Genomic DNA, 13,560 nt, shown 5'->3' on the forward strand with positions numbered 1-13,560 from the left:
AAAATACTGATCGCGACAATCATTAAGTTCATCGACAGTGGTGACTACTAAATCAGCATTTGCCGGTATTGTAGAAACGCTAAAAATTAGAGAAAATGGAAATAAATATCTGATTTTCATTTGAAGGGGTGGTATATTGAAGATCCATTGTTTTTCTAACGAATTTGCAAACCGCTTGTTTTTTTATTACTCTTCTGATCGTCAGTAAATTATAATCATATATAATGTATATTTATTTTTCTTGAATTAAATTCATTTCGGCAACAACCACATTGAATGTCAATGGGTGTAAAAAAAATTGACAGCGGTTTGCAAAACCGTTAGTGTCCTCGCGACAGCGAGGAGGGAAGTATTCCTGTCGTTGTAAATTGTATTTTCTTTTTGTGGTTGAGCCACATAAGAATATTTTTCCAGAAGTTCTACCGGGTTATCCGGTGACTAGCGGGAAGATCTCCAGGAGAGAAAACGAACAACTGTATCTCGTTCGTGCCCCTCTCCCATGGTCGGGAGAGGGATTTTTCTGCCTTATTTTAGGAACAAAATGGGGAAGTATTGAAAATGTCGTTTGTCCGAAGACGATATTAATATATAAAAAGCTTCTCTCCCTGAAGAGAGAAGCCTTGAAATCATTAAATTGGATTTATTTTTTAATTATCCATTAATGATTGATGTTTTTTCAGCAATTCTACTGTCAGAGGCTGGGGGAATGTTTTCTGATGGGGCGATTTGGCGTCTGAGACGGCCTGTTCCCCGTGGAAGAGGGGGACGGGATAGGTTTTGATTAACTCCTTGCGGCCTTCGCGGATCATGATTTCAGCCATTTTCATGGTCTCGGGATTGGTGTTGTCACCCTTGTCCGGGATGGCAACAGCCTCCATCAGGGAGAAGGTCCCTTCCGTGGGATCGACATAATCGATGGGAAGCCCCTTCTTTTTGTCGGCTACGGCTTGCTGGCGCAGACCGAAAGCGATGGCGACTTCCCCGGCCCGCAGTTTTTTGAGGGGTGCTGATCCGGAATTTTCCAAATGGGGACCGGCATTGTCAATCATGGCCTTGAGGATTTGCCGTGTTTCTTCTTCTCCATAAGCGTTGACAAGGGCCTGGACCATGAGCCAGGCAGTTGACGAACTCTTGATGTTGGGGATGGAGATGAGTCCTTTATACTCGGGTTTGGACAGATCCTTTAAGGACTTGGGAACGGCGATTCCACGATCCTCGATGACTTTGGTATTAATGAAGATAGCGCCTTCCTGTCCGGTGATGGGACCGAAGCAGGGATTGACGGGCTTAAGGGGCTCCATGGCAAAAGTCAGGGGAAGGAACATCTTGTTGGCGCTTTGGGCGCTGTCCAGGTAATAGGAGGAGAGCGTCAGCATATCCGCCTCAATGTTTTTACCTTCGGCGATTACTTTGCCACCCAGTTCCGACGTACTGAACGTGGTGAACATGTATTTGTCTTTGTAACCGGCCTTGTCCAGGGCCTGTCCCATGGCGGCGATAGCTTCATCGTCGGCATTGGAGTAGATGATGACCTGTTTTTCTCCCTGACAGGAGGTCATGAAAGCCATGGTGGCACTTCCGAGGATACAGGCGGCGAGGATGGAACGTAGTTGTTTCATATGGTATGGGTGTGGTTATTGTGCATGACGGTTCCGGGATATCCCTGAGATGACCACCCTGATCACGATATTGGTGAGGAGGATGAGAACCGACATGACAAAGATTTCGTCGAACTTCGCGAAGTGCTGAAGTTCCTTGATTTTCGTGGTGAACACGGCAGTTCTGGCGCCGACGAGGAAGATGATGGCGCTGATGGTGATCATGCTGTTGATGAAATAATAGGAGAAGATTTCAAGAATTGTGCCCATAGAGTTGGGAATGACGACTCGGAACATCGTCTTGATCCAGCTGTCACCCATGAGGGAGGCTGTCGCTTCCCAACCTTTGTTCATTTTTTCCAGTGAACTTTTACCCATAAGGTAGGGAGTCGTGAAGAAGTGGATGACGTTGCAGACGATGAGGATAAGGAAGGTGTTTTGCAGACTGGTGCCGGAGAAGGCAAAGAGGTAGGCAATGCCGAGAACCATGCCTGGAATGGTGTTGGTGACAAGGGCAATGCCATTGATGATGCTTCGCGCTGCGCCGTGGAGTTCCGACCGGGCCGTGACCAGAGAGGCTCCGTAGGCGAGAAAGGTACCTGCGGCGGAGGTAAAGAAAGCGACGAGCAGGGAGTTTTCGTAAATTCCCGTTAGATTGGGTGACTTCAGAAGACGAATAATGTTATCGAACGTCAATGAGGGCTCGTAGGGCCAGCTACGGATGAAAGGTACGACGAACATAACTGCAAAGATGGCGATGATCCCTCCGAGGAGGATCAATGAACCGGAGGCGCAAATGGTGTCCCGGACGGGGCTGGACTTGATTTCCTGCCGGGAGATTTTGTTATAGCGGAAGTTGTAGCGTTCCAGATATCCGATCAGGATGATACTGATGATGGACGGCAGGAGCATGATGACGGCGATCGTGGAGCCTCCGGCGAAGTTCGGGATGGCTCCTAGCATTTCATTGTACAGATGGATGGCGACAACATCGAATTGGCCGCCGATGGAGGCGGGGATGCCGAAGTCCGTGAAACTGAGGGTGAACGCCTGGATGAAAGCGGCTCCAAGGGTTCCGACCAGAGGACGAACTGCCGTACAGAAGAAAGTCTGGATCGGAGTGTCTCCCATGATGCGCGAAACGATCGCGAAGTTTTTATCAATGTATTTAAACGTGTTGTTGATGAGCAGGAAGGCGATGGGCAGCGTATAAATGACATACCCGAGAAGCATCCCGTTGAACCCGTAGATGTCAAAGGGCTGGAACCCCAGAATGGTGGTGAGCAAACCTTCTTTGCCGAATGAATAAATGATGACGAAACCGTAGGTGATAGTCGGCAGGAACATCGGGGAAATGGTTAATCCTCCGATGATCTTCCTGATCCTCCCGGGGAGGGCGGTGTTGTTGACCGTATAAGCCAGGAAAAAAGCCAGGATCGTTGTGATCAGAGCGGAAGCCCCCGAGATTAGGAAACTGTTGCCGAATGAGTGGAGGAATCGTCCGTTGGCCAATGTTTCAGCGTAATTTTCCAGCCCGAAACTTCCGTTGGCGGACAGGGATTGCCTCACCAGGTAACCCATAGGCAGGGCGAGGAATACGGCAAAAACGGCGATGACTGCCCAGAAGACGATTTTGATTTCCGATTTTTCCTTATGATGCATAACAACCTCCGAAGAGGGACATGATGTTGTTGCGTTTGATCTCGAGCTGATTCAGGATGAATGTCTTGACAAAGTTATTGCATGGTTGGGAGACGATTTCGACCGGGGTGGAGTATTGGGAAATCCTGCCTTCGTTGAGGATCAGGACTCGGTCGGAAAGAGTCAGGGCTTCTTCCGGATCGTGGGTGACAATGACGGTGGTGAGATTATATTCCCGTGCGATGGTTTTGATACGCGTTTTGATGGATTCCTTAATGACGCCATCAAGGGCGCTGAGGGGTTCGTCGAGGAGAAGGATACGAGGTTTCATGACAAGAGTACGTGCGAGAGCGACACGCTGTTTTTGTCCTCCGGAGAGCTGTTCAATCCTTTTGTCGAGATGTTCGGAGAGTCCTAAAAGTTCAATGAGTTCTTCCACTTCTTTCCGCGAACAGATGTTGGGTTTGTTTTTAAGGCCGTAGGTGATGTTCTGGTAGGCGTTCAGATTGGGAAACAGAGCGTAGTCCTGAAAGACGATATTGAATCCGCGCTGTTGCATGGGGGTGCGGCTGAGATCTTCCCCATCGTAAATGATGGAGCCGCCGTCCATGTCCGTTAATCCCAGGATGACGTTAAGCAGAGTGGTTTTGCCGCTGCCGGATGGTCCGAGGATGGAAACGATTTCTCCTTTCCCTATCGTGAGGCTGATGCCGTTGAGAACGGGGGTGTCGTTATAGATTTTTTTGATATTGTGAAGTTCCAGCATAATTGTGTTTTGGTAAAGGATGGGAAGTTACCGGGTTTTGTTTCCTCGGATGGCGGCTACTTGGTTGACGAGGCGTGCGAAGTCTTCCGGGAAAACATCGCCTATATTGCCGATGCGGAAGGTTGGAGCCTCGGAAATTTTACCGGGATAGATGACGAATCCGCGTTGTTTGAGCGCTTCATAAAAGGCGGGGAAATCGAAGTCTTCTTCCGGATACAGGAAAGAAGTGATAATGGGAGATTGTACGTCGGCGGGGAGAAGAGCTTTGAATCCGAGGCGTTCCATACCTTCGACGAGAATACTGTGGTTTTCCCGGTAACGCTGGTGACGCGCGGCAATCCCTCCTTCGTCATTGAGTTCTTTGAGTGCCTGGAAGAAAGCGCGGACAACATGTGTTGGGGAAGTGAAACGCCATTTGCCATGGCCTTTTTCCATTTCGCTCCACTGGTCGTAGATGTCCAGGGAGAGGCTGCGGGAAGTACCCTTGCAGGATTCTATTTTGGCTCGTTTGGCAATGATGAACCCAAAGCCGGGAACACCCTGGATGCACTTGTTGGCGCTGCTGATGAGGAAGTCGATGTTTAACCCATTGATATCGATGGGGATACCTCCGAAACTGCTCATGGCATCAACGATGAAAGTGAGTTCATGTCCTTCTATAGCTTTGGCGACTTCTTCGATGGGGTTGATGATACCTGTTGTCGTTTCGCAGTGTACTATGGCGAGATGGGTTGTGTCCGGGTGCTCGACAAGGGCTTTGAGGACGACATCGGCGGTGACCTGCAGGGGTTCCTTCAGAGATATGATGGCGTAGTTCAGGCCGTGGTAGCGGGCGATGTCCCCCATGCGTTTTCCGTAGGCTCCGTTGGAGACAATGAGAAGCTTGTCTTCCGGCTTGACTGCACTGCCGAGGACGGCTTCTACGCTGTAGGTGCCGCTGCCCTGCAGGAGGACTGAGGTATAGGAATTGTCCAGTCCGGCGATGCGAAGCAACTCTTGGCGGATGACGGAGACAATGCCTTCGTTGTAGTCTTTGTCCCAGGTACACCAGTCCTGAAGCATGGCTTCGCGGACGGAGGGGGATGTACTCAGGGGGCCGGGTGTGAGGAGGAGGTAATTTCTCATATGAAGTAAAAAGCTTGAGGTTGTTATATTATCCGTTGAATTTGTTGATGGTGTCGATGCAGGCGGGAAGATCGGTGATGGAATCGATAACGTAGTGGGCTCCTGCGGTAAGCATGCGTTGGCGGACTTCCGATTTCATCGCGTTGATTTTTCCGGCGGGAAGGTTGCCGTATTCTTCTTCCGAAAGACCGAGTTCGTTGCTTCCGGAGATGATGCCGACAGTGTGGACTTTGGCATTAATCCCTTCCCGGATATCTGCAATGGTGTCCCCGACTTTGACGACTTGGTCGACGGAGGGGATGGCCAGGTCGATCATGTTTTGGTAGATCATGTAAGGCGCTGGGCGGCCGGCGGGCAGATTGGTAGGAGTGACAAGGTTGTCGACCACGTAGCCTTTGGCTGCGGCTTCAGGACGAACGATATCCATCATGGCTGCCGTGTAGCCTGTGGTGGAACCGATTTTGATGCCTTGTGCTTTGAGTGCTTCGAGTGTTTCGATAACGCCGGGGATGGGAGTCGTGAAATCCTTGAGCGAGGCGAAGAGATGTCGTTCGAAACTTTCGTACATTCCGAGGACATCCTCTTCCGTCCAATCCCTGCCATGAACTGCCCGGAATTGTTCGCGGATTGGAGGCATCGAGAGGATAGCGCGGATGTGATCGATTTTCAGCAACCCCATCGGTTCCCGTGCCTGGCGGTAGGTGATTTTAATGTTTTTCTCGGCAAAGACACGGAGGAAGACATGGAGGGGGGCGAAGCAGCCGAAATCGATGGCGGTACCCGCCCAGTCCATAATGATGCAGTTGATTTTGCTCATGGCGTTGTATGAAGATCCAATGTTGGATATTTTGATAAAAGAACGGACCAGTGTGCCGAACGGATCGAACCTATCCGAAACACACTGGTCCGCTAAGAAATTTACTGTGTCTTTATCGTAACAAATTCTTTGGGATGATGATTTCTTTAGAAGTTGAGATAGGCACCGCAGATAAACTGCCAACCGGTGAATCCGGCGTTTTTAGCTTTGTTTTCCTGACTGACGGTGGAGTTGCAGTATTCCATCATTGTCATGATTTTCAGACGGGAAGGTTCTGCGCTATAGACGTAGAAGTTGAACCCGCCACCGATGGCATAGTAGGAATCGGCGTAGCCCGGAGATTGTCTTTGGAGAGCCTTGACATAGCGGTTTTTACCGACGTTGACGGCATTGTCGCCAGAGGCAAACTGGAAACGGGCCACGGCCTCGACGTGATCTGTGATGGAGTAGGTGGGCAGCACGACAAGACCGAACATATCGTCGGCGTCCTTGTTGTTGCTCTTGAGTGCCCAGAGCCCTTCAACGGTAATGCCGAATTTACCTTGCTTGCCGATGTAGTAGGCGGACAAAACGTCTTCGTTCTGGGAACCGACGAAAGTACTGCTTCTACCGGCCAGAGGCTTGTCCGTATCGGCGAAGCTGTGAACCCAGTCAATGTAGAAACGCCCCTTGTCCAGAAGGATCTTGTCAAGACCATAGGAGAGTTCCGCCGTGGTAAAGCAATTTTCCCATGTACCCCAGATTTGTTTATTGGAGTCGTTTGTTCCCGACCAGATGCCGATGTAGTAGCCGAGTTTGTCCTTTTTGGTGTCGTTGGCAGCCCAGAACCCCCAGACGGAGTCAAAGAGGACAGTCGATTCGACGATGGAGAATTCTGGCACTTTGAGGGAACTGGATGAAACGCGGTTTTCGGCGTAGATTTCCGGGTTGGTTTTACCGAAGGCGAAAGTGTAGCCCTTGTCCTTGTAATTGTATTGGATGAATGCTTCGTAGAGGCTGGCTGACGTTTGGCTGTGATCATCCCAGTATCCCTGGGATTTGTTCCAGGAACCGGTGCTGTTTACGCCTCCGATGTTCCAGACGTTTTGGAGTTTGAAGTCATTCAATACTTTGGCGTTCCAGCCTGCACGGAAGCGGCGGTATCCGTCCGTCCAGTTGCGGCTGCCGTCATAGTTGCCGACTTGTCCGTCCACCCATCCGGCCTGGTATTGCATGCGGAGGCTGACGTTGACTTCCTGAATATAGGGGTTGTTACTGTTTTTATAGAGATGTACTTTCTTTTGGGGTGCGAGCCCGAAAGCCTGATCCCAGAAGTAGATGTTTTTGGTGACGGAAGGAGTAACCTCCGGTTGCGTTGCGGCAACTGTCGTCGGTGCGGCGGCTCCGGCAAGTTGGATCATGGAAGCTCCTGCGAGCAACGATGTCAGAATGAGGGGAGTGTTGTTGTTTTTCATAAGCTACGATTCGCAGAGTAACCATTTTTTTCAGGACGAGAACGGATTTATGGTTAGGAAATGGACACATAAGTGACCGTTTTGTTGCGTCATTTGTATAGATTTCTTGGAGAAGTGTTGATCGCTTCCGTCTCTGATTGGTCTAATCGGTATGTATTCGGTAGCAGATCAGGTTGTTGACATATTGGAGCAGTCCGGGATCAAAAGGATCTACGGTATAGTCGGGGACAGTTTGAATCCCATTACGGATGCCCTCCGCCGGAAAAAGACGATTGAATGGATCCATGTCCGTCATGAAGAAGTCGCAGCGTTTGCCGCTAGTGCGGAGGCGCAACTGACCGGCAGTCTGGCCGTATGCTGTGGCAGTAGCGGCCCCGGCAACTTGCACTTGATCAACGGTCTTTTTGATGCTCACAGAAGCCATGCCCGGGTTTTGGCTATCGCCTCCCACATTCCGCAAAGCCAGGTTGGAGTGGATTATTTTCAGGCAACTCATCCGGAAGAATTGTTTCGCGAGTGCAGTGTTTATTCCGAACTGGCATCGGAACCGGGGCAGGTTCCCCGCGTGCTGCTTTCAGCGATCCAGCATGCCTATGCGCGTCAGGATGTTGGCGTGATTGTTCTGCCGGGAGATGTTGCTGCCTCCAAGGCGGAGGGCCGGGAACTGGTGCATCCCCCCGCGTTTTCCAATCCGCGGCTCGTGCCTGCCGATTCTGAAATCAAGGCTTTGGCGGAATTAGTGAATGCGAGTGAAAAAATTACGTTCTTTTGCGGGATTGGCTGTGCCGGCTCGGAACACAAGATTGCGGCCCTGGCTCAAAAATTAAAAGCTCCCGTCGCCTATACGTGGCGTGGCAAGGAAATCTTCGAATACGACAACCCCAATGGCGTGGGAATGACGGGGCTTCTTGGATGGGGTGATGCCTACGAGGCGATGAAGCGGTGCGATTTACTGGTGATGTGGGGAACGGATTTCCCCTATCAGAATTTTATTCCTACCAATGTCAAGGTCGTGCAAATCGACATCCGCGGAGAGTACCTTGGCCGTCGCTGCCGACTGGATCTTGGAATTTGCGGCGATGCGGGATCGACGGCGGATGCCCTTGCTCCATTGGTTCATACCAAGGATAATGGCATTCATCTGACAGAGTCCCTCAAGAGACATGGACACCAGATCAAGAAAATGAATGCCTACATTGAGCCGGATTCGGAAAAGCCCCCCATTCGTCCGGAACACCTGACGACAGCCCTTAATGCTCTGGCAGACAATGATGCCGTGTTCACAATTGATACGGGAACTCCCTGCATATGGGCGGCCCGCTATATTTGTGCGACGAAAGGCAGGAATTTGATCGGTTCCTTCTCCCACGGGTCCATGGCGGATGCCATGCCGATGGCAATCGGGGCTCAGGCTGCCTTCCCGGGAAGACAGGTGATTGCCTTGTGTGGCGACGGTGGATTCTCCATGCTGGCAGGAGATCTCATTACTGTGGCCCAGTACAAACTCCCCATCAAGCTTGTCGTCTATAATAACGACTGTCTTGATTTCATCCAGCTGGAGATGGAGGCTGCCGGGCTTGTCCCGAGTCAGATTGATTTGCATAACCCATCGTTTGCGGATTTGGCGAGAGCTGTCGGCATCCGTGGATTCCGCCTCGAAAAGCCGTGCGATATCGAACGTCTTGTCAAAGAATTCCTCGACTATCCCGGCCCGGCTTTGCTGGATGCCGTCGTGGACAGGAATGCCATTTCACTGCCTCCTTACATCAGTATCGGGCAGGCTGCTTCGTTTTCCCTGTCTATGGTCAAACAGACATTGAACGGGGAAGTCGGGCAGGTGTGGGACACTCTGGCGGGAAACCGCAAACTATTTTGATCCTTCCCGGCGTCCGAGCGTGGTTTCCAGCAGGGGCTTGTTCTCTATATCGTAGGCTTGAGCCTTGATGGTGCCGTTTTCGATGTCAAGACGGACGGCGCTTTTATTGCTGCCGACGAGGATGGGAAAATTGCGCTTGCCGGGAACCGGTTCATGATAGGTGAATCGGTGCGTGTGCCCTGCGACCATGAGATCGACGTTTGCGTTATTGAGGATTTTGAGCATTTTGTCGCTGGCATCTTTCATGCCGTGGCTTTGTCCGTCGGGAAGTTTGCTGTTGTATTGTTCGATTTCCGAGATCGGGAAATGGCTGAAGACGATGCGGCAGGCTGCCTGTTTGTATTCGGATGTTTCAACGACTTTGGAGAGCCATTTGGCCTGTCGGGTACGGTAGGCATCGAAATCGACGAGGCCGAAGTATTCCCGGTGGTCGTTCGGTTTGTCTTCCCCGGTATCGAGGAAGACGAAGAATGTGTTGCCAATGCGTTGCGTTCCGTAAATTTCCCCATTGGTGCGGGGTGTGTAGGCAGGGATCATGCGGGCGACGGGGCCGCGCGTTTCATGGTTGCCGCGGACGAAGATGAAAGGCTTGTTTTTAGCGAACATCTCGGTACTGGCATCAATGTAGCTTTTGAAGGCCCAGTTTTTTTCGAAACTGTTGCTCAACATGTCCCCCACATAGAAGATGGCGTCGCAGGTATTGTAGTCTCCGAACTTGAGTAGATCCTTCAACTGGTCCGTGTGGTCGTGGACATCGCTCATGGCGATTACGGAACAGGTGGTGGCTTGCGGATCGAATGTTTTGAAATCGTACCAGGGTGAGGCGATTTCTTCTCCAAACGTTACCCGGTAGGGGGCGAATTTAGTAATTTCCTTGGAATGGAGTTTGTACTGGTAGGCCGTGTTGGGCTTGAGGTCGGGAATGCGGATGGCATGAAGCGTGTTGTCGGCTTCTTTCAATCCGTCTTTGGATGTCCAGTATGATTCTCCGGGAGCTTGTTCTCCGTCGCTTTGTTCCCGGATTTCTACCCAGGAATAACCTTTGCCGGATGTGGTGAAAACGATGGTGACACCGTCGTCTGTCAATTCCTGCAAGTAGGGGCCGTGATCGAATGAGTAGTTTTCGGCAGAGCAGACGAGAGCTGTTGCAGCAGACAGGCAGAAGATCGGGAAAAGAGCGTTTTTCATCTGGATGTGGTACGATTTTCAGAGAGATATTCTTTCAGGAATGGAAGAATACTGGAAGATTTCGCTTCTTCATCGCGTATATACCGGGATATGAAGCTATCTTCTCTTGCTTATCTTTCGTTGATGCCTATGTTATGGTCCTCGCAGGCGGCCGAACCGGGAGAATGGATGCCCTTGCCGGATGGAAAAAACAATCGTAGTCTGGGGGTAAAATCCCAGGATGGAGCTGCGTTGGTTGTAGACGGTTTGCTCAAGGCGGGAATGCCGAAATTGGCGCATGTCCCGGCTCAGGAAGCTAATTTGGAAGTAACGGCCGAGTTAAATGTGCCGGAAAATCCGGAACAATGGTCATCCGGAGCGATTGCCCTGATTGGGCCCAATGATCGCGATGTGGCTTATGGCATGGTCATTTTTAATGAAAACGGAAGGATGAAATCCGGATTTTATGGGGAATCAATGGTGGAACGATCTTTCAAAAAAGGAGGGACGATTCTTCTGAAACTCCAGGTCAGTGACGGGGAACAGCGTTTTAAGGCTTGGGACAAGGGAGCTCCGGAACCGGTCGGTTGGGATTCTGTGTCGGCTGTCAAATTGCCGCAAATTGCCTTTGTCGGCGTGCGGACGTATGCCATGAAAGGGTATTTTTCCCGGATCAATTGTACGGAGGGGAATGTCCAGCCCCCTCCTTGTGTGGTGTTGAAGGATGGACGGGTAGGCGCTTCGTTTGACAAGCAGAGCGGGTTGTTGCGCGAACTGACGCTGAATGGGGGCAAAGTGGAATTGTTCCGGGGGGATCTTGGCGGACCCAGTCTGAAGTTGGTGAGAAAGAGCGGCGGAGAGACCCGGCCCGTGATGAAGTTGTTGTCCGAATCCCCCGGTGCTTTTTCCTTCGAGGGCAGTGACGGCAATTTGCAAGCCGGACTGACATATGCCGTGGAGGATGACGCTCTGGCCGTCAAGATACGGGTCAAGAATACAGGAGATGAGGAATTATCTGCCGATACTCTCCAACTGAATTTGGGGATTGATACCTGCATGATCAGTTATCCTCAGTGGGACACCCGGCATTTCCCCTCGTTCCTCCGTTGTGAACCGACTCATTTCTGGGGGTATGCGATGTCTCCTCAAGGGAGCATTGTCGGCATCTTTTCTCCAGACCCCGTCTCATCCTGGCATCTGCATTACAATAACGGAGGACACCGGATCAATGGCATTGTTTTGGATCTTCTCGCGGATCAACCTCTGCCGTCCAGATCTCCGCAACAATCTTCCCTTCTGAAACCCGGAGAAGAACGTACATGGACGGTTTATCTGGCCGATGTTCCGTCGCTGGCCGATGTTCCGTCTGTTGCGGCCAGATACACGGGAGCACCTTTCGGCACGACTGACAAGTATACAGGTGAACCCGGTGAAGAAGTGGAAATTGCCTTGGCTGGCCCGGGGGCTTCCGTGGAATGGGCCTTGTGCGGTCAGTCCGCCACGCCCATTCGCATGCAGGACGGAAAAGCTGTGGTGACATTGCCGGAGACACCTGGATTTTACCGCCTTCGTATCAAGAACGGTTCCGGCAAGGAATCGGAAATGGTTCTGACTGTCAGGCATCCATGGTCCTGGTACATGGACGGAGCCCGCAAGTGGGCGGTGAAAGCGAAACAGAAAGCGGGAACCCATGTCGAGGGATGGTATGGATTCTTCCCTTCATTCCGGTGGAGCCAGTTTGAGCCGGACAAGGCACTGGATGAACAATTGGACAAGGATTTCAACGAATTGTTCCCCACGATGTACAATCTCGAAACGATGCAACCGACTGCTCCTGCCCTGCCACACCGCATCCAGAATCACGCCTGCGCGGCTTCCCTTTATGCACAACGCTACCTCCTGACGGGAGACATCAAGGATCTGGAACGTGCTGCCATGTTGTGTGATTTCGTGATGAAAACGCAGAAGGAGGATGGTGCTTATCGCAGCGGTAGAACTCATTATACAAGCGTGATTTACATCGGCAAGTCCATCATGGAAGTCATGGATATCGAACGCAGACTGTCCGCATCCGATCCGGTTTGGAAGGAACGGTACGATCGCCAGTACGCTTCCGTGGAGAAAGCCATGGACGACCTGGCACGCAACCTCGACAACATTGAGACGGAAGGCGAAATGACGTTTGAGGACGGCATGATTTCCTGTTCCTACACCCAGCTTGCCCAATGGGCTCGTTCTTTCGCCCGTCCGGAAAAGAAGGCCGGATATATCAAAGCAGCCGAGGAGCTTGTGGCCAAGCACCGTTGCCTGTCACAGATCGTCCAGCCGGATAGCCGTATGAATAATGCCTCGCTTCGGTTCTGGGAATCCCAGTACGATGTGCTCTGGTGTCCGAACCTGATGGGTTCCCCGCACGGCTGGAGTGCCTGGCGTCTCTACGGGCTTTTTGACCTGTATCGTTTGACGGGCAAGCTGGATTACCTCCGCCAGGCCATGAACGGCATGGGATCCTGTGCCAATTTGCTGGACCCTGTTTCCGGAGAACTGCACTGGGCATTCATGGTCGATCCGCGGATTGCTACATCGGTGTTTACTCCGGATCCCGATCATCCCGGCAAAGGTAAATTTGTGCCTCAAACCTTGGGAGAACAGCCTATCCCGATGATATCGTCATGGTGGAAGGCTCCGTATGCTACGGCGGTTGTTGGCTACGGAACTGGTCCGAATGCACAGGGCGGCTCCTGCGACAACGATGTGCACGAAATCTTCAAGTGCCTCGGCGAACATGTGCTGACGACAACATGGTTGTATGTCGGCAAGGACGGCATACCGGAAATCTGGAACGGTAAGGTGGAACGCAAGGGAGATACCTACCGTGTGATTCCCTCGGAAAAATACGTCTCTGAAGTACATGTCAACACGACTCTGCCGATCAAGCTGGAAGTCGCTTTCCCCGGTACTGATGCTCCAGTCACGTGCGATATGCAGCCCGGCATGGAATCCGTGATGAAGAAGTAATTTTTTCTCCGATTGGTTACGCCATTTTCCGGCCCGTCCAGCTTTCCTCTGGGCGGGCCGTCTTTTTGACCGTAAACTAGAGTGCAGGTGATGGCAAA

9 protein-coding genes are annotated in these 13,560 nt (G+C 51.5%); 2 read left to right on the forward strand and 7 right to left on the reverse strand.

Going from position 1 to position 13,560, the window contains the following annotated elements:
- Positions 1-647: 647 nt before the first annotated feature.
- The 6 genes from QET40_RS08535 to QET40_RS08560 all read right to left on the reverse strand — a co-directional run bounded on the left by QET40_RS08535 (position 648) and on the right by QET40_RS08560 (position 7,401).
- Positions 648-1,619: an extracellular solute-binding protein gene (locus QET40_RS08535; protein WP_280126752.1), complete on the reverse strand. Its 972-nt coding sequence runs from the start codon at positions 1,617-1,619 to the stop codon at positions 648-650.
- A gap of 15 nt (positions 1,620-1,634) precedes the next feature.
- The gene (locus tag QET40_RS08540; RefSeq protein WP_280126753.1) at positions 1,635-3,260 is read right to left on the reverse strand and encodes an ABC transporter permease subunit; all 1,626 of its coding nucleotides are present in this window, start codon (positions 3,258-3,260) and stop codon (positions 1,635-1,637) included.
- Positions 3,250-4,005, reverse strand: a complete 756-nt coding sequence (locus QET40_RS08545; RefSeq protein WP_280126754.1) for an ABC transporter ATP-binding protein — start codon at positions 4,003-4,005, stop codon at positions 3,250-3,252. Before QET40_RS08545 ends, QET40_RS08540 begins: the two co-directional genes overlap by 11 nt.
- Before the next feature lie 27 nt (positions 4,006-4,032).
- Complete coding sequence (gene phnW / locus QET40_RS08550) at positions 4,033-5,130, reverse strand: 2-aminoethylphosphonate--pyruvate transaminase (RefSeq protein ID WP_280126755.1); 1,098 nt, start codon at positions 5,128-5,130, stop codon at positions 4,033-4,035.
- Positions 5,131-5,158: 28 nt separating this feature from the next.
- Positions 5,159-5,947: a phosphonoacetaldehyde hydrolase gene (phnX, locus tag QET40_RS08555; protein WP_280126756.1), complete on the reverse strand. Its 789-nt coding sequence runs from the start codon at positions 5,945-5,947 to the stop codon at positions 5,159-5,161.
- 146 nt (positions 5,948-6,093) lie between these two features.
- On the reverse strand, positions 6,094-7,401 hold the full coding sequence (locus QET40_RS08560; protein ID WP_280126757.1) for a hypothetical protein: 1,308 nt from the start codon (positions 7,399-7,401) through the stop codon (positions 6,094-6,096).
- Positions 7,402-7,552: 151 nt separating this feature from the next.
- On the opposite strand from QET40_RS08560, the gene QET40_RS08565 reads away from it, so the two are divergent.
- Positions 7,553-9,277 (forward strand): thiamine pyrophosphate-dependent enzyme, encoded by a 1,725-nt coding sequence (locus tag QET40_RS08565; RefSeq protein WP_280126758.1) that lies wholly within the window; start codon positions 7,553-7,555, stop codon positions 9,275-9,277.
- Here the strand turns inward: QET40_RS08565 and QET40_RS08570 are convergent.
- Entirely contained in the window at positions 9,269-10,465 is a 1,197-nt protein-coding gene (locus QET40_RS08570; RefSeq protein WP_280126759.1) for a metallophosphoesterase, read from the reverse strand. The genes QET40_RS08565 and QET40_RS08570 overlap by 9 nt on opposite strands.
- A 90-nt stretch (positions 10,466-10,555) precedes the next feature.
- On the opposite strand from QET40_RS08570, the gene QET40_RS08575 reads away from it, so the two are divergent.
- Positions 10,556-13,462 (forward strand): hypothetical protein, encoded by a 2,907-nt coding sequence (locus QET40_RS08575; protein ID WP_280126760.1) that lies wholly within the window; start codon positions 10,556-10,558, stop codon positions 13,460-13,462.
- The last annotated feature ends 98 nt before the right edge of the window (positions 13,463-13,560 follow it).

The organism is Akkermansia sp. N21169, from assembly GCF_029854675.1.
Lineage (GTDB): Bacteria > Verrucomicrobiota > Verrucomicrobiia > Verrucomicrobiales > Akkermansiaceae > Akkermansia.